General features: G+C 64.4%; 26 protein-coding genes. 19 read left to right on the plus strand and 7 right to left on the minus strand.

Features of this window, described 5'->3' with window-relative positions; translation table 11 throughout:
- The first annotated feature begins 131 nt into the window (after positions 1–131).
- Genes CCX87_RS12455 through CCX87_RS12470 form a run of 4 tightly spaced genes read left to right on the plus strand, consistent with a single transcriptional unit; the run spans position 132 to position 2,870 of the window.
- Positions 132–716: a peptidylprolyl isomerase gene (locus CCX87_RS12455; protein ID WP_087746643.1), complete on the plus strand. Its 585-nt coding sequence runs from the start codon at positions 132–134 to the stop codon at positions 714–716.
- Positions 717–740: 24 nt separating this feature from the next.
- Complete coding sequence (locus CCX87_RS12460) at positions 741–1,247, plus strand: peptidylprolyl isomerase (RefSeq protein WP_086911921.1); 507 nt, start codon at positions 741–743, stop codon at positions 1,245–1,247.
- Between the two features lie 16 nt (positions 1,248–1,263).
- The gene (locus CCX87_RS12465; RefSeq protein WP_087746645.1) at positions 1,264–2,052 is read left to right on the plus strand and encodes a UDP-2,3-diacylglucosamine diphosphatase; all 789 of its coding nucleotides are present in this window, start codon (positions 1,264–1,266) and stop codon (positions 2,050–2,052) included.
- The gene (locus CCX87_RS12470; RefSeq protein WP_087746646.1) at positions 2,037–2,870 is read left to right on the plus strand and encodes a zinc-dependent peptidase; all 834 of its coding nucleotides are present in this window, start codon (positions 2,037–2,039) and stop codon (positions 2,868–2,870) included. Before CCX87_RS12465 ends, CCX87_RS12470 begins: the two co-directional genes overlap by 16 nt.
- Before the next feature lie 93 nt (positions 2,871–2,963).
- Here CCX87_RS12470 and CCX87_RS12475 read toward each other — a convergent pair whose 3' ends face one another.
- The 6 genes from CCX87_RS12475 to CCX87_RS12500 all read right to left on the minus strand — a co-directional run bounded on the left by CCX87_RS12475 (position 2,964) and on the right by CCX87_RS12500 (position 6,944).
- Positions 2,964–3,635: an alpha/beta hydrolase gene (locus CCX87_RS12475; RefSeq protein WP_087746649.1), complete on the minus strand. Its 672-nt coding sequence runs from the start codon at positions 3,633–3,635 to the stop codon at positions 2,964–2,966.
- A gap of 51 nt (positions 3,636–3,686) precedes the next feature.
- A complete protein-coding gene (locus CCX87_RS12480; protein ID WP_087746652.1) occupies positions 3,687–4,523 on the minus strand; it encodes a DODA-type extradiol aromatic ring-opening family dioxygenase in 837 nt (278 codons plus the stop codon).
- A 143-nt stretch (positions 4,524–4,666) separates the two neighbouring features.
- A complete protein-coding gene (arfB, locus tag CCX87_RS12485; protein WP_087746655.1) occupies positions 4,667–5,074 on the minus strand; it encodes an alternative ribosome rescue aminoacyl-tRNA hydrolase ArfB in 408 nt (135 codons plus the stop codon).
- Between the two features lie 31 nt (positions 5,075–5,105).
- Entirely contained in the window at positions 5,106–5,960 is an 855-nt protein-coding gene (locus tag CCX87_RS12490) for an alpha/beta fold hydrolase (protein ID WP_087746658.1), read from the minus strand.
- Positions 5,957–6,412, minus strand: coding sequence for a type II 3-dehydroquinate dehydratase (gene aroQ, locus CCX87_RS12495; protein ID WP_087746660.1), 456 nt, complete (start codon positions 6,410–6,412; stop codon positions 5,957–5,959). The genes CCX87_RS12490 and aroQ overlap by 4 nt, the downstream gene beginning before the upstream one ends.
- A 148-nt stretch (positions 6,413–6,560) precedes the next feature.
- Complete coding sequence (locus CCX87_RS12500; protein WP_087746662.1) at positions 6,561–6,944, minus strand: hypothetical protein; 384 nt, start codon at positions 6,942–6,944, stop codon at positions 6,561–6,563.
- 191 nt (positions 6,945–7,135) lie between these two features.
- Here CCX87_RS12500 and CCX87_RS12505 point away from each other — a divergent pair, with 191 nt between their 5' ends.
- The 15 genes from CCX87_RS12505 to CCX87_RS12570 all read left to right on the plus strand — a co-directional run bounded on the left by CCX87_RS12505 (position 7,136) and on the right by CCX87_RS12570 (position 16,663).
- Positions 7,136–8,989 carry a glutamine--tRNA ligase/YqeY domain fusion protein gene (locus tag CCX87_RS12505; RefSeq protein WP_087746664.1) on the plus strand — a complete coding sequence of 618 codons (1,854 nt, stop codon included), beginning with the start codon at positions 7,136–7,138 and terminating at the stop codon, positions 8,987–8,989.
- Positions 8,989–9,870, plus strand: a complete 882-nt coding sequence (locus tag CCX87_RS12510; RefSeq protein WP_087746666.1) for a GIY-YIG nuclease family protein — start codon at positions 8,989–8,991, stop codon at positions 9,868–9,870. Before CCX87_RS12505 ends, CCX87_RS12510 begins: the two co-directional genes overlap by 1 nt.
- A 36-nt stretch (positions 9,871–9,906) precedes the next feature.
- Positions 9,907–10,635, plus strand: a complete 729-nt coding sequence (locus CCX87_RS12515; RefSeq protein WP_087746669.1) for a phospholipase D family protein — start codon at positions 9,907–9,909, stop codon at positions 10,633–10,635.
- A gap of 21 nt (positions 10,636–10,656) precedes the next feature.
- Positions 10,657–11,184, plus strand: coding sequence for a zeta toxin family protein (locus CCX87_RS12520; RefSeq protein ID WP_087746671.1), 528 nt, complete (start codon positions 10,657–10,659; stop codon positions 11,182–11,184).
- Positions 11,181–11,399: a hypothetical protein gene (locus tag CCX87_RS20895; protein WP_143218367.1), complete on the plus strand. Its 219-nt coding sequence runs from the start codon at positions 11,181–11,183 to the stop codon at positions 11,397–11,399. The genes CCX87_RS12520 and CCX87_RS20895 overlap by 4 nt, the downstream gene beginning before the upstream one ends.
- Positions 11,400–11,603: 204 nt before the next feature.
- Positions 11,604–11,894, plus strand: a complete 291-nt coding sequence (locus CCX87_RS12525) for a nucleotidyltransferase family protein (protein WP_060987401.1) — start codon at positions 11,604–11,606, stop codon at positions 11,892–11,894.
- 105 nt (positions 11,895–11,999) lie between these two features.
- A complete protein-coding gene (locus CCX87_RS12530; protein ID WP_087746673.1) occupies positions 12,000–12,317 on the plus strand; it encodes a hypothetical protein in 318 nt (105 codons plus the stop codon).
- A gap of 164 nt (positions 12,318–12,481) precedes the next feature.
- Positions 12,482–12,772, plus strand: a complete 291-nt coding sequence (locus CCX87_RS12535; protein ID WP_087746675.1) for a nucleotidyltransferase family protein — start codon at positions 12,482–12,484, stop codon at positions 12,770–12,772.
- The gene (locus CCX87_RS12540) at positions 12,769–13,116 is read left to right on the plus strand and encodes a HepT-like ribonuclease domain-containing protein (RefSeq protein ID WP_087746677.1); all 348 of its coding nucleotides are present in this window, start codon (positions 12,769–12,771) and stop codon (positions 13,114–13,116) included. Before CCX87_RS12535 ends, CCX87_RS12540 begins: the two co-directional genes overlap by 4 nt.
- A gap of 171 nt (positions 13,117–13,287) precedes the next feature.
- Positions 13,288–13,605, plus strand: a complete 318-nt coding sequence (locus tag CCX87_RS12545; protein ID WP_087746678.1) for a DUF2322 family protein — start codon at positions 13,288–13,290, stop codon at positions 13,603–13,605.
- Positions 13,606–13,739: 134 nt separating this feature from the next.
- Positions 13,740–14,201 carry an SRPBCC family protein gene (locus tag CCX87_RS12550; RefSeq protein WP_087746680.1) on the plus strand — a complete coding sequence of 154 codons (462 nt, stop codon included), beginning with the start codon at positions 13,740–13,742 and terminating at the stop codon, positions 14,199–14,201.
- 219 nt (positions 14,202–14,420) lie between these two features.
- Positions 14,421–14,669 (plus strand): hypothetical protein, encoded by a 249-nt coding sequence (locus CCX87_RS12555; RefSeq protein ID WP_087746685.1) that lies wholly within the window; start codon positions 14,421–14,423, stop codon positions 14,667–14,669.
- Between the two features lie 116 nt (positions 14,670–14,785).
- Entirely contained in the window at positions 14,786–15,709 is a 924-nt protein-coding gene (locus tag CCX87_RS12560; protein WP_087746687.1) for a M23 family metallopeptidase, read from the plus strand.
- Between the two features lie 41 nt (positions 15,710–15,750).
- Positions 15,751–15,978 (plus strand): hypothetical protein, encoded by a 228-nt coding sequence (locus CCX87_RS12565; protein WP_198314708.1) that lies wholly within the window; start codon positions 15,751–15,753, stop codon positions 15,976–15,978.
- Between the two features lie 43 nt (positions 15,979–16,021).
- A complete protein-coding gene (locus CCX87_RS12570; protein ID WP_087746689.1) occupies positions 16,022–16,663 on the plus strand; it encodes a pseudouridine synthase in 642 nt (213 codons plus the stop codon).
- Between the two features lie 33 nt (positions 16,664–16,696).
- Here CCX87_RS12570 and CCX87_RS12575 read toward each other — a convergent pair whose 3' ends face one another.
- A complete protein-coding gene (locus CCX87_RS12575; protein WP_087746691.1) occupies positions 16,697–17,065 on the minus strand; it encodes a response regulator in 369 nt (122 codons plus the stop codon).
- Positions 17,066–17,105 lie beyond the last annotated feature (40 nt).

Genomic DNA, 17,105 nt, shown 5'->3' on the forward strand with positions numbered 1-17,105 from the left:
CCGCGGGCAGGGTTTTGCGGCCATGCCGCCTGCGCATCTGGCGGGCCGGTGGTAACTTCAGCGCCACTTTGCCCATTGCCGCGCCGGTACACCCCCAGGTTCGCGGCCCCGATTCATTCAAGGAGTTCTGCATGGTTTCCAGACGAAAATCGACTCTAGCGCTTACTGGTATTGCGCTTGCAGCTATGCTTTCAGTAGCAATTCCGGTGCAGGCGCAGGACGCCCCCAAGGTCAAGCTGGCCACCTCGATGGGTGACATCGTGGTGCAACTCAACCCCGCCAAGGCGCCCAAGACGGTCGAGAACTTTCTGGCCTACGTGAAAGACAAGCACTACGACGGCACGGTGTTCCACCGCGTGATCGACGGCTTCATGATCCAGGGCGGCGGCTTCACGGCCGACATGGTGCAAAAGCCCACCAGGGCCCCGATTCCGCTGGAAGCGGCCAACGGCCTCAAGAACGACACCTACACCATCGCCATGGCGCGCACGGGCAACCCCCACTCGGCCACCGCGCAGTTCTTCATCAACGTGAAGGACAACGCCATGCTCAACGCCCCCCAGCCGGACGGCCATGGCTACGCCGTGTTCGGCAAGGTGATCCAGGGCACCGAGGTGGTGGACAAGATCAAGGCCGTGGCCACCGGCAACAAGGGCGGCCACCAGAACGTGCCTATTACCCCCGTCACCATCCAGTCCGCCACGCTGGTGAAGTGATTTTTTTCTGAAAGAAGCATCGCCATGAGCAACCCCCAAGTCGAACTGCACATCGCCAACTACGGCGTCATCACCCTCGAACTCGACGCCGACAAGGCACCCAAGTCGGTCGAGAACTTCTTGTCCTATGTGAACAAGGGCCATTACAACAACACGATCTTTCATCGCGTGATTCCCGGTTTCATGGTGCAAGGCGGCGGTTTTGAGCCCGGCATGAAGCAAAAGAACTCGGATGCCCCCATCCAGAACGAAGCCAACAACGGCCTGAAAAACGCCAACTACACCGTGGCCATGGCCCGCACCAGCGACCCGCACTCGGCCACCGCGCAGTTCTTCATCAACGTGGCCGACAACGGCTTTCTGAACCACACCGCGCCATCGGCCCAGGGCTGGGGCTATGCCGTGTTCGGCAAGGTCGTTTCCGGCACCGACGTGGTGGACAAAATCAAGGCCGTCAAGACCGGCCGCAGCGGCTTTCATGACGACGTGCCCAAGGAAGACGTCGTGATCGAAAAGGCCGTCGCCCTCTGATCTGAATACGATCTCCGTGACCACGACCGTGCCCCGGTTCGAGGAGCTTGCCGCTCCTTCGCACTGGCGCACGGTCGATTTCATTTCGGACCTGCACCTGCAGGCCAGCGAGCCCGCCACCGTGGCCGCCTGGCAGCACTATCTGCAGACCACCACGGCCGACGCCCTTTTCATCCTGGGCGACCTGTTCGAGGTGTGGGTGGGCGATGACGCCATGTTTGAGCCCGGCAGTTTTGAAGCCCAGGGCTGCGCGGCCCTGCAAGCCGCAGCACAACGCCTGCCCGTGTATTTCATGCACGGCAACCGCGATTTTCTGGCGGGGCCGGCGTTCCTTGCGCACTGCGGCATCACCGGCCTGGCGGACCCGACAGTGCTGGTCTTCGGTGGCCAGCGATTCGTGCTCAGCCATGGCGACCTGCTGTGCCTGGACGATGTGGACTACCAGCGCTTTCGCGTGCAGGCGCGCAGTGCCCCGTGGCAAGAGCGCTTTCTGGCGCAGCCCCTGGCCGTGCGCCGGGCGCAGGCACGCGGCATCCGGCAAGCGAGCGAAGCGCGCAAGCAGTCGGGCGCCATCTACGCCGATGTGGATGGCCCCACTGCCATCGCCTGGCTTAATGCCGCCCATGCGCACACCCTCATCCACGGCCACACCCACCAACCCGCGCGCCACACCCTGGCCCCTGGCCTGCAGCGGGTGGTACTGAGCGACTGGGACGCCGCCGCCCACCCGCCGCGCGCCGAGGTGCTGCGCCTGACCGCTGCAGGCCTGGAACGCGTGGCCCCGCCCCCATGCCCCATGTCCTGACAAAACTCTGGCACCGGCTGCGCGCCACCGTGGCGCCCGTGCCGGCTATCTCGGCCACGCTCTGGCTGCAAACCCTGCAGCGCTACCCGTTTCTGGCCGCCCTGCCGCTGCACGACCAGTCCAAGCTGCGCGCGCTCAGCGCCCTCTTTTTGCACCACAAGCAGTTCCACGGCGCCCATGGCCTGGTGGTGACCGACGCCATGGCCATCGACATCGCCGCGCAGGCCTGCCTGCCGCTGCTGCACTGGGGCGACGCGGCCGCAGCCCTGGGCTGGTATGGCGATTTTGTGGGCATCGTGGTGCATCCGGGCGAGGCCGTGGCGCGCCGCCAGACGGTGGACCAAGCCGGCGTGGTGCACGAGCACACCGAGGTGCTGCTGGGCGAAGCCATGGAGCGCGGCCCCATCATGCTCAGCTGGCAACATGTGGCCAATGCCACCGAGAACACCACGCGCGGCCACAACGTGGTGGTGCACGAGTTTGTGCACAAGCTCGACATGCGCAGTGGCGCCCCCAACGGCTGCCCGCCCCTGCCAGCAGGCTTCATGGGCACCCGCACGGCCCGGGCCGCGCATGAAGCATGGTGGGCGGCCTGGGAGCCGGCCTATGCCGATTTTCGCGAACGCGTGATCATGGCCGAGCGCTTTGGCGCCGCGCAGCCTTGGCTGGATGCCTATGGCGCCACCGCGCCCGCCGAGTTTTTCGCGGTGGCGTGCGAGGCGTATTTTGTGAACCGGGCGCGGTTTGCACAGGAGTTTCCGGCGCTGATGCCGGTGCTGGATGCGTTCTTCCGGCCTGGGCTGCCCCAGCCGGATTGATCCTGCACCGCCAAGAAATTAGAGCCAAATGTGGCTCTAGCGCTTTACCACCAAGCGCAAGGAGCTACAAATTAAGTAGCATATCGACACACCTCAATACGGCGCGGGGGTGGTCGAGAGTGACTCCAGCCAGGCCACTGTGGCGGCCAACTCGGACGGGCGGATCTCGTGCGCGCCCGGGAACTCGTGGTAGCTCACCGACACGGGCAGCGCTGCCATGTGCTGCGCAATGGCCTGGGCGTTGGCCAGCGGAATCACGTTGTCGTGCGTGCCGTGGCTCAGCCACAGCTTCTTGCCGCGCAAGGCATCGGACGGTGCCTGCAGCGGCACCACCTGCGCCAGCAGGCGGCTGTGCCAGACCATGGCGGCATGCAGCAACTCGGGCCGCGTCAACAGCAGCGACAAGGCCATGATGCCGCCCTGGCTGAAGCCCCCCACCACGATGCGCTCGGGCGGAATGCCCAGCTGGGCCGAGGCCGCCTCCACCGTCTGCGCCACCAGGGCGCGGCTGGCGGCCTCTTGGGGCTCGTTGATGCTGCGGGCGCCACCGGGCGCGACCGAGAAATCAAACCATGCATGCGAGCCCGGCCCCATGCGGTTGGGCGCGCGCAGGCTCAGCACATGAAAGCGGTCAGGAATGTGCGCAGACAGGCCAAACAGATCCTGCTCGTTGCTGCCCACGCCATGCATCAGCACCAGCAGCCAGGGTCGGGGAGTGCCAGCAGCAGCTGGGCGTTGCAAAAAAGTGAGCGGTAAATCAAGCATGGTCAAGCGCCAGAGGCGGTTTTGGTTGGTAAATGGGGCGCAACGGCGCGGTCAGACCGCTGGCTGCAATGCAAAAGCATCCATCGCCAGCATGCTGTACATCACCTCGCGGCTCAGGTAGTTGGCGTGCAAATCGTCGCCGGCGGCACCCAGTGCAAAGAACAGCGGCAGGAAATGGTCATCGGTGGGGTGGGCGCGCTCGGCGTGGGGCGCCAGGCTGCGGTAGTTGAGCAGCGCCTTCAGGTCGCCGCGCGCAAGGGCCGATTCGATCCAGCGGCTGAATTCGAGCACATAGGGCGCGGGCTCGCGCGCCCCGCCAAAAAATTCGGACAGGTTGTGCGTCATGCTGCCCGACCCCAGCACCAGCACGCCCTGGCTGCGCAGGCCGCGCAGTGCGGCGCCCATGGCATAGACCTCGGCGGGGCCGGCGCCCACGGGCAGCGCCACCTGCACGACGGGCAGGTCGGCCTCGGGGAACAGGTGCATCAGCGGCACCCAGGCGCCGTGGTCAAACGGGCGCTGCGCATCGCCCTGGGCCACCACGCCAGCGGCCTGCAGCAGGGCCAGCACCTCTTGCGCCAGCGCGGGGGCGCCGGGCGCGGGGTATTGCAGCTGGTACAGCGCGGGCGGAAAACCGCCAAAGTCGTGCCAGGTGGCCGGTTGCGGGCCGGTCATGACCTGCGGGGTGCGGGCCATCCAGTGCGGCGACATGACGACCACTCCGCGCAGCGCCGGAAACTGCGCACGCAGGCCCTGGCCCCAGCGGGTGAGCGCGGGGCCGGTTTCGCCGGCGTCCAACGCAAACAAGGGCGCGCCGTGCGAGACATACAGTGTCGGAACAACGGTGGTGCTGGGGACATGGCTGGTGACAGGGGCAGAAGTGGTCATGGCAGGCTTTCAGTGAATACCTCGAATGTAAGAGCTATCAGGCAGCGATTCAATCCGTCCATTCAAAGACAGATCGTTCTACAAATCAAACCAATGCGACTGCCGACCCTGCGCACAGCGCGCCCACGGGGCCGCTCAGCCTCTCAGTCGCGCACCTTCCCCCGCAAGGCCTTGGTTTCGCCGCGCTGGGTTTTGGCCTGCAACCGCCGCTGGCGGGAGCCATAGGTGGGCTTGGTGGCACGGCGCGTGCGCGGCGGCTGCGCCACCGATTGCACCAGCGCATTCAACCGATCGAGTGCGTCGGCCCGGTTTTGCTCCTGGCTGCGGTATTGCTGGGCCTTGATGACCACCACGCCGTCTTGCGTGATGCGGGTGTCGCGCAGGCACAGCAGGCGCTCTTTGACATCGTCGGGCAGCGACGAGGCGCCCACATCAAAGCGCAGGTGCACCGCGCTCGACACCTTGTTGACATTCTGGCCACCAGCGCCCTGGGCACGCATGGCCGTGAACTCCACCTCGGCTTCGGCCACCTGCAGCAGCGCGGCGGTCATGCAATACCCCGCGCCATGGTGCCCATGGCGCTCAGGCCAGCGCCGCCAGCAGCGCCGCGTCAAACGCCTCGGGCTGCTCGAACTGCACCCAGTGGCCGGCGTTGGGCACCAGGTGCATGCCGCGAAAATCGGGGGCGGCCGCGGCAAAGGCCGCTTCGAGCTGGTGGATCCAGCTTTTGTACAGCGCGTCGTGCTCGCCATAAATGGCGTGCACCGGGCAAGCCACCTGCGGCAACGCGCGCGCCAGGATGTCGGTGTGCGCCAGGCGACGGCGCGGCATGCGGTCGCGCACCACATTGGCCACATGCGTCTGCAGGGCCAGGCCATCGATGCGGCGCGGGTCGTGCAGCATCAGCGCGCCCAGGTTGTAGCGGTGGATGGCCAGTTGCTCGTCCAGGTCGGTCAGGTGGCGCCAGGCTTTCAGCTCGAACTGCCGGTGGGGCACCACGCCCATGGCCGGCGCGCCCACCAGCACCAGCCGCTCGGCCAATTCGGGGTGCGCCGCCAGCAGCAGGCCCGCCGTCATGCCACCAAAGGAGAACCCCACCAGATCGCAGGGCGCGTTGCCCAGCAGCAGTTGCAGCCCCTCGCGCAGGGGGGCCACCAGCGCATCGGCATCGCCACCCGACAGCGGCGCCGCCGAGTCACCAAAGCCAGGCAAATCAGGCACCCACAGCTGGCGCCCGGCGGCCACCAGCGCATCCAGGTTGCGCACCCAATGCGTCCAGCTGCCGCTGCCGCCATGCAGCAACACCAGCGGGCGCACGCCCGGCCGGGCCGGGCCCCAGACATGCCAGACCAGATCACCTGCTCCGCAGGGCGTGGTGTGGCGCGCGGCTTGGGCGGCCAGGCGCTGCACCTCGGGTGGAAGTGACAAATCGATCATTCCTGGAGCCCTGCCAAGCCGTCAATCGCCAGGCCATAGCCCTTCACGCCAAAACCGCACATCACGGCTTTGGCGGCGGCAGAAATATAGGAGTGGTGGCGAAAGCTCTCGCGCGCGTGCACATTGCTGATGTGCAGCTCGATCAGCGCAACGCCCGTGCCCTTGATGGCATCGAGCAGCGCCACGCTGGTGTGGGTGTAGGCGCCGGCATTGAGCACCACGCCCGCCAGTTCGCCCTTGGCGTGCAAGGCACCGGCCTCGTGAATCCAGTCCACCAGCGCGCCCTCGTGGTTGCTTTGGTGAAAGCGCAGCGCAAACCCGTGGCGAATGCACACTGCAGCGCACAACTGCTCTACATCGAACAGCGTCTGGGCGCCATACACGGCGGGTTCGCGCGTGCCCAGCAGGTTCAGGTTGGGGCCATTCAGGACAAAAACGGTTTTCACAGGCATGCACTCCGGGCGATCCGCCTGCCACACCAGCAGGCCAGACGCCGGATTATGCGGTGCCCTCAGCCCCAGGCGCGGCGTTGGGCCCGCCCGCCATCCGGGGCCGAATCAGGCAGTCATGGCCGATGACGACCACCCCGCAGGGGCGAAATCAACGATCCCAGCGGTTGCCATGATCGCCACGCCCACCACGGTCACCACGATCTCGGTGGCCATGACGGTGCCCGCGATCACGGTAGTAATGGCCCGGTGGCTGCACGTAATAGCCGGGAGGGGCGTAATACACGGGCCGGGGCGGTGCGTAATAGACCGGTGGCGGCGGCTGGTAATAAATGGGCCGGGGCGCCACATACACCGGCGCGGGGGCCACGTAAACGGGATAGCCGCCATTGCTGACGCCCAACGCCACGCCTGGCGAATTCACGCCCACCGACCAATACACGTCGCGTGCCTGTGCAGTGCCAGCGCCCGCCAGCAGGGCCAGCGCCACACCGCCAGCAGCGGCCATGGCATAGATAGAACGGGTTTTCGTCATGGAAATCTCCTTGAGGGACAGAGGCAGCCAACCCACTGGACATGCCTCACTGGTACACAACGCACCACAGGGCCAAAAGGATGGCATGAAACGGGTCCGATATTGTTTCTGGACGTACACCCCACCCGCGCCCACCTTCGCCCACCTGCGCACGCGCCGCACCGCAACAAGCCGCCCCCTAAAATGGCCGCATGAGCACCCCCACCCCTGCCAACACCACACCCGCCGCCCACGCCGCAGCCACCGAAGCCGTCAAACCCAGTCACTTTTTGCGCCAGATCATCGAAGCCGATCTGGACAAAGGCACCTACGCCACCCGCCGCTGGGCCGGCAACCCCGGCGACGCCGCCCACCACGCGGCAGGCCAGCCCGACTCGGCGAAGATCCGCACCCGCTTCCCCCCCGAGCCCAACGGCTACCTGCACATCGGCCACGCCAAAAGCATCTGCATCAACTTTGGCCTGGCGCGCGACTACGGCGGCGTGTGCCACCTGCGCTTTGACGACACCAACCCCGAAAAAGAAGACACCGAATACGTCAACAGCATCATCGACGCTGTGAAATGGCTGGGCTTTGACTGGAACGGCGCACCCAACGCCGCCCCCTACCAGGCCAGCGACTACTTCGGTTTCATGTACCGCGCCGCCGAGTATCTGATCGAAGCCGGCCACGCCTATGTGGACGAGCAAACCGCCGAGCAAATGCGCATCAACCGGGGCGACTTCGGCAAACCCGGCATCAACAGCCCCTTCCGCGCCCGCACCCCGGCCGAAAACCTGCGCATCTTCCGCGAAATGCGCGACGGCAAGCATGAAGATGGATCGATGGTGCTGCGCGCCAAGATCGACATGGCCAGCCCCAACATCAACATGCGCGACCCGGCCATCTACCGCATCCGCCGCGCCACGCACCACAACACGGGCGACACCTGGTGCATCTACCCCATGTACACCTACGCGCACCCCATTGAAGATGCGCTGGAGCAGATCACCCACAGCCTGTGCACGCTGGAGTTTGAAGACCAGCGCCCGTTTTATGACTGGCTGCTGGAGCGCCTGATTGAAACGACAAAACTACCCGACGGGCGGGTAGTGGGCGGCCTGCTGGCCAGCCCGCCCCCCCGCCAGTACGAATTTGCGCGCCTGAACCTCACTTACGTCATCACCAGCAAGCGCAAGCTGGCTCAGCTGGTGTACGACCACAAGGTGAGCGGCTGGGACGACCCCCGCATGCCAACAATAGTCGGACTGCGCCGCCGTGGCTACACCCCAGCCTCCCTCCAGACCTTTGCCGAACGCATCGGCGTCACCAAATCCGACAGCTGGATCGACTACAGCACCCTGGAAGGCTGCCTGCGCGAAGACCTGGAACTCAAGGCCCACCGTGGCATGGCCGTGCTCAACCCCGTCAAGCTGGTGCTGACCAACTGGGACGACGTGATGGGCACCGGCCACCTGGAGCCCTGCAGCCTGCCCGCCCTGCCGCATGCAGCGGAAGGCGTAGAAGTGCCCACGCGCCACTTCACCATCGGCAAAGAAGTGTGGATCGAACGCGAAGACTTTGAGGAAGTGCCCCCCAAGGGCTACAAGCGACTCTTCCCCGGCAACAAGGTGCGCCTGAAGGGCGGCTACGTCATCGAATGCACCGGCTGCACCAAAGACGCGGCAGGAAACATCACCGAAGTGCTGGCCACCGTGGTGCCCGACACCAAGAGCGGCACCCCCGGCGCCGACAGCGTCAAGGTCAAGGCCGCCATCACCTGGGTGGGCGTGGCCGACGGCGTGAGCGCCGAAGTGCGCATGTACGACCGTTTGTTCCTGGAAGCCCACCCCGACGCGGGCGGCAAGGACTTCATTGAAAGCCTGAACCCGAACAGCCTGAAGGTGGTGACGGCCATCGTGGAGCCGTCATTGGCCAATGCCAAGCCGGACGACAAGTTTCAGTTTGAGCGGCATGGGTACTTTGTGGCGGACCGGGTGGACCACAAGGCGGAGAAGCCGGTGTTTAACTTGGCGGTGGGGTTGAAGGATTCGTGGGGCAAGTGATGTTGCGCCCTCAAACCATCCAGATTTTCCTACCTACGGGAGACCCGCGTGGCATGCGTGTGGCAGAGATCACCACCCGCATTGTTCGGGTAATCGAAGTACCGCGCAGCCAATTGGCGGACTTTCTGAAGCTGCCAGAGTCGCAACAGGTCGGCGTGTATTTTTTGATGGGCGATCTGTCAGACGCTGGCTTGCCTCGCGCATACGTTGGTCAATCTGGCAATGTTGGTAACCGGCTGGTACAACACAACCAGAACAAAGATTTCTGGAACCGCGCACTCGTGGTTATCTCCCTTACAAACAGTCTTACCCAGACACATGCCATGTTTCTGGAATGGTTCGCCATTGCTGAGGCGACTAAAGCGGGACGCTACAGTTTGGAGAATGGCAACACTGGCTCACAGCCGTACACCCCTGCGCCGCTACAAGCCGATTGCTATGAGATTCATGAAACAGCAGCTACTTTGCTGGCCACATTAGGCCAGCCGGTGTTTGAACCGCTGACTCAAACAGCCACAATGAGCAACGGCAAACCACAACCCGCCGAGCTGTTCTACTGCAAGGGCCCCGATGCCAACGGTGTAGGTGAATACACATCTGAAGGCTTTGTTGTGCTCAAGGGCTCGACGGCTCGCGTTGGCAACGTGGCATCCATTCAGGGCTCATCACAAGAACGCTTCCGAGAGCAACTAGTGACCGACGGTGTCCTGCAACTGCAAGGCACGCAATATGTGTTCACCCGAGACTATTTATTCACTAGTCCCAGCATGGCAGCAATTGCTGTGCTCGGGCGCTCAGCCAATGGTTGGATGGAGTGGAAAACAGACAAAGGACAAACGTTGGATGGCGCTAAGCGGCAAGCAGTGAATGCAACAAGCTGACAACACGAAATAGCAAGTTCATCAGGCAAAACGTATATGGCGAAGTTTCTATCAACCACCGGCACCAACTACCACCTTGAAGAACTGATCAAAGGCGCGTCAGACCGCCTGATTCTGATCAGCCCCTTCCTCAAGCTCAACGACCGGATGAAGGAGCTGCTGGCCGATAAAAACCGCCTGAAGATTGACGTACGCATCGTCTACGGCAAAAGCGAATTGCAGCCCCAAGAGATTGAATGGCTGCGCGGCCTGACCTACATACGCACCAGTTTCTGCAAGAACTTGCACGCCAAGTGCTACATGAATGAAGAGATGTGCATCATCACCAGCCTGAATCTGTACGAATTCAGCCAGGTGAACAACAACGAGATGGGCATCCTGATTCAGCGCAGCGATGACGGGCAGCTCTACAAAGATGCTTACGAAGAGGCGCAGCGCATCATTCGCATCAGCGACGAGGTGCGCATTTCTCTGGAGCGCGTCGCCAGCAGCAATCCAGAACCTGCGGCAACGCCAGCTTCGGAAGCCACCGGCACCGACAGCGAAACATCTGCCGGCGACAAGATTCCATCGTCCAAGCTGGCCCAGAAGCTCGGGCTCAAAACGGCACAACTGCTGGACCGGGCCACTGAACTGGGCTATCTCTCGCAGCAGGGAGACAAACACATGCTCACGGCCAAGGGTGAGCAGGCTGGTGTGGAGTTTGTCGCCAAGTCCCGCTTTGGCCCTTACTTTCTGTGGCCGCAGGATCTGGCCTTGAACTGATCCGCAGGACGTTCCCCACCCATGACTGACACCGAGCCGCGCGCCATCATCATTGCAGGCCCCAACGGTGCCGGCAAAACAACCTTTGCGCGCGAGTTTTTGCCCAGGGAGGCTCAGTGTCCGGTGTTTGTGAATGCCGATCTGATTGCGGCTGGCCTGTCGCCGTTTGCACCCGAAGTCGCCGCCATCAAGGCGGGGCGCATCATGCTGGCGGAAATTGATGACCACGTTGCACATCGCCGCAGCTTTGCATTGGAAACGACGTTGTCGGGGCGGGCTTATGCAGCGAAGTTGCTGCATTGGCGTGCACTGGGTTACCACGTCAGCCTTTTCTTCTTGCAACTACCAACCGCTGAAATGGCCATTGAGCGGGTGCGGTTGCGGGTGACCCAGGGCGGGCATAACATCCCCGACGATGTTGTTCGACGGCGGTTCGATGCGGGACTGACCCAGTTTGAGAAGACCTACAAACCCATCGTCAACGCCTGGTTTCTGTACAACAACCAGCATCACCAACCTGTGTTGCTGGCCAAAGGAGTTAACCCATGAGCGCCGTTCTGAAACCCTCTTCCACTATCGACCCCGCCCAGGCCGCATTGGCGGCCCTTTCACGCGCAGGGTTGCGTGCAGCCGAAGAGGCGCGGCGCACCAATACCTACATGGTGGTAGAGGAAAACGGCAAAGTGCTGCACGAGAGCCCGCAGCAGTATTTGCGCAAGCGCAGCGAGCAGCCCTTGCCCGAAAGCACCAAGACCAGCGCATGATTGATTGACACCGCCCGATGCACCCTGCCATCGCCCGCCGGGCGCGGTGCGCAACCCGTATCTGCTGCCCTGCATCCACCACTATTGAGTGGTGATCTTTTCAAACCAGCATTCGCTATCGATTGAGTAGCTACTGGCGCGCTCCCTGAAAGCGCTGGAGGCCAACTTCCCCCATAAGCACGCACCGCCGCTAAACTCCAAACCATGCGCCCCTCCGAAGCCCTTTCCCTCCACCGCTCGCAAATCCGCGAGATCGCACTGCGCCACCGCGTCAGCAGCGTGCGGGTGTTTGGCTCGGCGCTGCATGGGGACGACACGGCCGACAGCGACCTGGACCTGTTGGTAGAGCCCACCGCGCAAACCACGCTGATGGACATTGGCGCGATCCGGTTTGAACTGAAGCAGTTGCTGGGCATGGAGGTGGATGTGCTCACCCCCAACAGCCTGCCCGCCAGCTTTCGGGACCAGGTGCTGCGCGAGGCGATGGCCGTATGAGCCGGGCGCACCCGCTACAGGGGGCGCGTCATCTTGTGCGGCAGAGTCCAGGGCCCGCTTGGCGCTAGGCAGTGGGCTCCGGGCTTTTGAGATACAAACACAGCCATGCTTCCCCCCCAACCCCTGCCAACCCACTTCACCCCCACCTTCGCCCATGTGCCGCCTGGCCCGGTAGCAGGACCGTTGCAGCTGGTGCCCATCAACGCCGCCGTAGTGTCCGTGCACACGGCCGATGGCGCGCATGTGGGCTCGCTCAAGCTGGTCGGCGGAGTCTGGAAGTTCAAGGCCATGGGCTACGGCGCTGCCGGTGGCATGGAGCCCGGCCACGGCCCGCTGACGGAGCAGCACAACATGCAGTTCGCCACGCCCGATGCCGCCGAGGTGAGTGCGCGGCTGCTGGGGGCGCTGGGGAGCGCACTCTAGGAGCCGCCGTTCCAAGCCGATGGGCTGGCGTTGATGAGTGCGTCAGGCCTCCGCGCTGATCGATGCGTGTGCCATGCTATATTTTTCGTAGCTTCTTGCGCAATATCCATAAGCGCTAGACGCCAATTTTGCACACAAATGGCTGCTCCGTTAGACTGCAGCCCATGCGCCCTTCCCAAGCCCTCCGCCAGCACCGTGAAGCCGTTTGCCTTGCAGCAGCGCGCTACCGCGTAGTGAACCCTCGGGTATTTGGTTCCGCGCTGCGGGGGGATGACAGCGATGGCAGCGATCTGGACTTGTTGGTGGACGCTCTGCCCGGAACCACGCTGCTGGATCTGGGTGGTCTGCAAGACGAACTGCAGGAGTTGCTGGGCGTGCAGGTCGATGTGCTCACCCTCAAGGACTTGCCAGCCAGGTTCCGGGATATTGTTGCCCAGGAAGCCCGGCCTGTATGACCGTGAACCGGTTGGCGGATTATCTGGACCATATGCGCCAGGCCATTGCCGACGCGCAATCGTTCACCGAAGGCATGGCCCAGGCGGATTTCGAGCAAGACAAGCGCACCCAGCAAGCGGTGGTCATGAGCCTTATCGTTCTGGGTGAAGCGGCCACCAAGGTGATGGATCAGCATTCCGCTTTTGCGGCAGAGCACAGCCACATCCCTTGGCGCAGCATGCGTGGCATGCGCAACCGCATTGCCCACGGCTACTTTGATATCAATCTTGAGGTGGTGTGGGACACCGTTCAAACCGCCTTGCCGACTTTAAAGACTCAGCTCGACGCCTTGCCGTCAATTTGATCTCACCCTGCAATGCGAGACCGTTCCATGACTGAAGAGCCGGCATTTCGGAGCGCGCCAAGCTCGGCATTCTGACTTGGCAGGTGCCCATTTCGCTACTCTTTTCATAGCTTCAAGCGATTTAAATCTATGGGCGCTAGAAACCAAATTCATTCAAACTTCACCATCAGCATGAACTTCGCAGACCGCCTCCAACAACTCCCCTCCGCCAGCCACCTTGCCGCCCTGCACCTGCTGGGCGCGGACGGCCAGGTGCTCGCCACCATCGAGAACAAGCCCGGCCAGACGGGTTCGCTGGTGGTGTATGCCGCGCTGGCGGCGCTGTATGGCGGCCGCATCACGCCGGCGGCGGCCAGCTTGGGGCTGGAGTGGTATGCCGAGCATGTGGCCGATGCGCGGGCCTTTCCGGGCAAGCACCCCAACATCGACCGGCTGCTGGCCTGGGCGCAGGGCAGCGAGAGCTACCGCGCCCAGCCCGTCGCCGCGTGATGGCCAGGTGGCAGCGGGTGCTCTTTTGGTTACAGGGTGTCGAACACGCCACGGTCCATTCGTCGTAAAAAGGTGGTCGGTTGATCGCCGCACATGGGTTTGCCCACCGCTTTTCGACTGAAAGGACACCGACCATGACCGCCACCGGCCCCACCACGGGCACCGTTACCCTGCACCGCGTGTTGCGCGCGCCGCCCGAGCGGGTGTACCGCGCCTTTCTGGACCCCGACGCCATGGCCAAGTGGCTGCCGCCGCACGGGTTTACGGGGCGCGTGCTGACCCTGGATGCGCGCGTGGGCGGCAGTTACCGCATGCAGTTCACCAACCTGGGCAGCGGCACCATGCTGGCGTTTGGTGGCGAATATCTGGAGCTGGTGCCAGGCGCGCGCATCGTCCACACCGACCGCTTTGACGACCCCCACCTGCCGGGCGAAATGCGCACCACGGTCACGTTCAAGGCCGTGTCGGTGGGCACCGAGCTGGCGGTGGTGCAGGCGGGCATTCCGGCGGTCATCCCCACCGAGGCGTGCTATCTGGGCTGGCAGGCGTCGCTGCAGTTGCTGGCGCTGCTGGTCGAGGCGGAGATACCGGACTGACACCCGCTGCGGCCGGTGCGCGTGCAGGGCGCGTGCAAGGGGTGTAGCCTGGCGCGAGCGCGGGGGGTGCGGCAGACTGGCGCAACGCACCATCGCGATGATTGGCGGGCTTAGTTAGCTATATTTTTGATAGCTAATGGCGCTTATCCCTGCTGCGCAAAGTACACATTTGCCATCAAATTCGGTTACCCTCGCCGCCTTATCATCAAGGAACCCGCCATGAAAAAACTCAACGTCACCATCCAGCTTGAAATGTCCGTGCCGGACGACTGGGAACTGGTGGGAACGTCCGAAGGCACGCCGGTGCTCAAGCTGCCCAATGGCGTGTTCATGGATGTGGCCATCGAGCCGCTGTTTGCCAGTAACCCCGAGGAAACCTGGAGCAGCACCGATGACGACGATGTGCTCAACGACATTCTGGACATGGTGGAGAGCGAGGCGGTGACTTACGAATTTGTGACGCACTGAACTTCGCCGCAGAGGTGCGGATGCGCGGGCGGGGTGCCCCGCTAAACTGGGGTCCATGCCCACACCGCGCAGTGGCCTCACCCTGCAACTGCAACTGCGCCAGCACTTCACCCACCATGCCCCCATTCCGCGCTTGCCCCCGCCCCCTTGCACTGAACCGCCGCACCGCACTGCTCGGCACGCTGGGGCTGCTGGCCTTGCCTGCAGGCCCAGCGGGCGCCACGGCCGCACGGCCCGCCCACCCACCCCACCCACCCGACTGGCCGCGCACCTTGCAGGTGCCCGGCGGCGTGGCGCGGCTGTCGCTGGGCCCGACGGCCACGCGCCCGGTGGCGCAGGCGCGCCAGGGCAACACCGATGTGCCGGTGCTGGTGGTGGGCGATGCCATTGAGTGGATGGCCGTGGTGGGCATACCACTGGCGGCCGTGCCGGGCGATGCGCACATCAGTGTGGTGCAGGCCGATGGCGGCGGCGCGAGGCAGGTGCCCTACACCGTGGCGCCCAAGCAGTACCAGGAGCAGCACCTGAAAGTGTCGCCGCGCACGGTGGACCTGTCGCCCGAAGACCAGGCCCGCTATGAGCGCGAGCGCGACCACCAGGCGCAGGTGATGGCCACGTTCAGCGAGCAGCCCGCGGGCGGCGCGCTGCAGTCGCTGCGCATGCAGGTGCCGGTGCCGGGGCGGCGCTCCAGCTCGTTCGGGCTGCGGCGCGTGTTCAATGGGCAGGCGCGCAATCCGCACAGCGGCATGGACATTGCCGCCGCCACGGGCACGCCCATCGTGGCGCCGCTGCCGGGCAAGGTGATCGATGTGGGCGACTACTTCTTCAATGGCGGCACCGTGTGGCTGGACCATGGCCAGGGCCTGCTCAGCATGTATTGCCACCTGAGCAGCATGGACGTGCGCGTGGGCGATGTACTGAAGGCCGGCGAAGCGTTCTGCAAGGTGGGCGCCACCGGCCGCGTGACGGGCCCGCACCTGCACTGGGGCGTGATGCTGAACCGCGCCATGGTGGACCCGGCACTGTTTGTGCCCGCATGAACGCGCACCGGGGCCGCGCGCCCGCAACCAAAAATTCGACCATGTCCGTAGCAACCCCTTCCCACCAACGCAGCCGCACAGCGTGGCGCCTGGCACTTGTGTGTGCATCGCTGGCCTGCACAGGCTGCGCCGTGGTGGCCGTGGCCGATGCCGCCATCACGGTGGCCGCCACCACCGTGAAGGTCGGCGCCACCGTGGTGGGCGCGGCGGTGGATGTGGGCGCCGCCGGCGTGCGCGCCGTGGTGGGCAGCGACGACGACGACGAATGAGCGCCGGTGCGGCGACCCCGCCGCCCGCTATGCCCGCCTTGCCATGAACCTTGCCCCCCGCCGCCCCACCCTGGCAGGCCCGTCGTCACGCCGCCCCGTGGCGCCGCACACCTCGCCGCGCACCTCGCCACCCACCTCGTCGCCATCCACCCCGGCGCGCCTGATCCGCTTCAACAAACCCTATGGCGTGCTCAGCCAGTTCACCGCCGAGGGCAAATGGCAAGGCCTGAAGGACTACATCGACCTGCCCGGCGTGTATGTGGCCGGGCGGCTGGATGCCGACAGCGAAGGCCTGCTGCTGCTGACCAACGACGGCAAACAACAGGCCCGCATTGCCGACCCGCGCTTCAAGATGGAAAAAACCTACTGGGTGCAGGTGGAGGGTGTGCCGGATGAAGCCGCGCTGGCCGCGCTGCGCGGTGGCGTGCAGCTCAACGACGGCCCCACGCTGCCCGCCCGCGCACGCCTGCTGGAGCCAGCGCCCGAGGTGTGGGAGCGCAACCCGCCCATCCGCGAGCGCCGGGCCATCCCCACGGCATGGATCGAGCTCATCATCCGCGAGGGCCGCAACCGCCAGGTGCGCCGCATGACGGCTGCGGTGGGCCACCCCACGCTGCGGCTGATTCGCGCGGCCATCGGGCCCTACACGCTGCAGGGGCTGGCGCCGGGCGCCTGGGCAGACTGACCACCTCAGCCGACCCCACCCGTTGCAATGGCTTCAGACGCCAGCCAGCGTCTTGAAGGTGTTCAGCACGGCGGGCCCGTTGAACGGTTTCACGATCCAGCCGCGAATGCCCGCGGCCTTGCCGCGTTCCTTCATGGTGGGCGAGTTCTCGGTGGTCAGCATGATGATGTTCACGGTGCTGTTGCGCAGTTCGCTGCGCACTTTCTCGACCATGGTGAGCCCGTCCATGTTGGGCATGTTCACATCGCAGACGACCAGCTTGATGGCGGGGTCTTGCCGCAGCTTGGCCAGGCCGTCCACGCCATCGACGGCAAAAGCCACCTTGAAGCCGTTCTTGGTCAAAAAGTCGCCGAGTTCGTTGCGAACGGTGCTGGAGTCGTCCACGATGAGTACGTTTGCCATGTCAGTTGTCCTTGGATTGCAGGTGTTGGAAGCGCGGGGA

The organism is Acidovorax sp. T1, assembly GCF_002176815.1.
Taxonomy (GTDB): domain Bacteria; phylum Pseudomonadota; class Gammaproteobacteria; order Burkholderiales; family Burkholderiaceae_C; genus Acidovorax.

Coding starts and splice junctions, on each gene's coding strand:
- CCX87_RS12455 (WP_087746643.1), top strand. CDS start 132: ATGGTTTCCAGACGAAAATCGACTCTAGCGCTTACTGGTATTGCGCTT.
- CCX87_RS12460 (WP_086911921.1), top strand. CDS start 741: ATGAGCAACCCCCAAGTCGAACTGCACATCGCCAACTACGGCGTCATC.
- CCX87_RS12470 (WP_087746646.1), top strand. CDS start 2,037: ATGCCCCATGTCCTGACAAAACTCTGGCACCGGCTGCGCGCCACCGTG.
- CCX87_RS12475 (WP_087746649.1), bottom strand. CDS start 3,635: ATGCTTGATTTACCGCTCACTTTTTTGCAACGCCCAGCTGCTGCTGGC.
- CCX87_RS12480 (WP_087746652.1), bottom strand. CDS start 4,523: ATGACCACTTCTGCCCCTGTCACCAGCCATGTCCCCAGCACCACCGTT.
- arfB (WP_087746655.1), bottom strand. CDS start 5,074: ATGACCGCCGCGCTGCTGCAGGTGGCCGAAGCCGAGGTGGAGTTCACG.
- CCX87_RS12490 (WP_087746658.1), bottom strand. CDS start 5,960: ATGATCGATTTGTCACTTCCACCCGAGGTGCAGCGCCTGGCCGCCCAA.
- aroQ (WP_087746660.1), bottom strand. CDS start 6,412: ATGCCTGTGAAAACCGTTTTTGTCCTGAATGGCCCCAACCTGAACCTG.
- CCX87_RS12500 (WP_087746662.1), bottom strand. CDS start 6,944: ATGACGAAAACCCGTTCTATCTATGCCATGGCCGCTGCTGGCGGTGTG.
- CCX87_RS12505 (WP_087746664.1), top strand. CDS start 7,136: ATGAGCACCCCCACCCCTGCCAACACCACACCCGCCGCCCACGCCGCA.
- CCX87_RS12510 (WP_087746666.1), top strand. CDS start 8,989: ATGTTGCGCCCTCAAACCATCCAGATTTTCCTACCTACGGGAGACCCG.
- CCX87_RS12515 (WP_087746669.1), top strand. CDS start 9,907: ATGGCGAAGTTTCTATCAACCACCGGCACCAACTACCACCTTGAAGAA.
- CCX87_RS12520 (WP_087746671.1), top strand. CDS start 10,657: ATGACTGACACCGAGCCGCGCGCCATCATCATTGCAGGCCCCAACGGT.
- CCX87_RS20895 (WP_143218367.1), top strand. CDS start 11,181: ATGAGCGCCGTTCTGAAACCCTCTTCCACTATCGACCCCGCCCAGGCC.
- CCX87_RS12525 (WP_060987401.1), top strand. CDS start 11,604: ATGCGCCCCTCCGAAGCCCTTTCCCTCCACCGCTCGCAAATCCGCGAG.
- CCX87_RS12530 (WP_087746673.1), top strand. CDS start 12,000: ATGCTTCCCCCCCAACCCCTGCCAACCCACTTCACCCCCACCTTCGCC.
- CCX87_RS12535 (WP_087746675.1), top strand. CDS start 12,482: ATGCGCCCTTCCCAAGCCCTCCGCCAGCACCGTGAAGCCGTTTGCCTT.
- CCX87_RS12540 (WP_087746677.1), top strand. CDS start 12,769: ATGACCGTGAACCGGTTGGCGGATTATCTGGACCATATGCGCCAGGCC.
- CCX87_RS12545 (WP_087746678.1), top strand. CDS start 13,288: ATGAACTTCGCAGACCGCCTCCAACAACTCCCCTCCGCCAGCCACCTT.
- CCX87_RS12550 (WP_087746680.1), top strand. CDS start 13,740: ATGACCGCCACCGGCCCCACCACGGGCACCGTTACCCTGCACCGCGTG.
- CCX87_RS12555 (WP_087746685.1), top strand. CDS start 14,421: ATGAAAAAACTCAACGTCACCATCCAGCTTGAAATGTCCGTGCCGGAC.
- CCX87_RS12560 (WP_087746687.1), top strand. CDS start 14,786: ATGCCCCCATTCCGCGCTTGCCCCCGCCCCCTTGCACTGAACCGCCGC.
- CCX87_RS12565 (WP_198314708.1), top strand. CDS start 15,751: ATGTCCGTAGCAACCCCTTCCCACCAACGCAGCCGCACAGCGTGGCGC.
- CCX87_RS12570 (WP_087746689.1), top strand. CDS start 16,022: ATGAACCTTGCCCCCCGCCGCCCCACCCTGGCAGGCCCGTCGTCACGC.
- CCX87_RS12575 (WP_087746691.1), bottom strand. CDS start 17,065: ATGGCAAACGTACTCATCGTGGACGACTCCAGCACCGTTCGCAACGAA.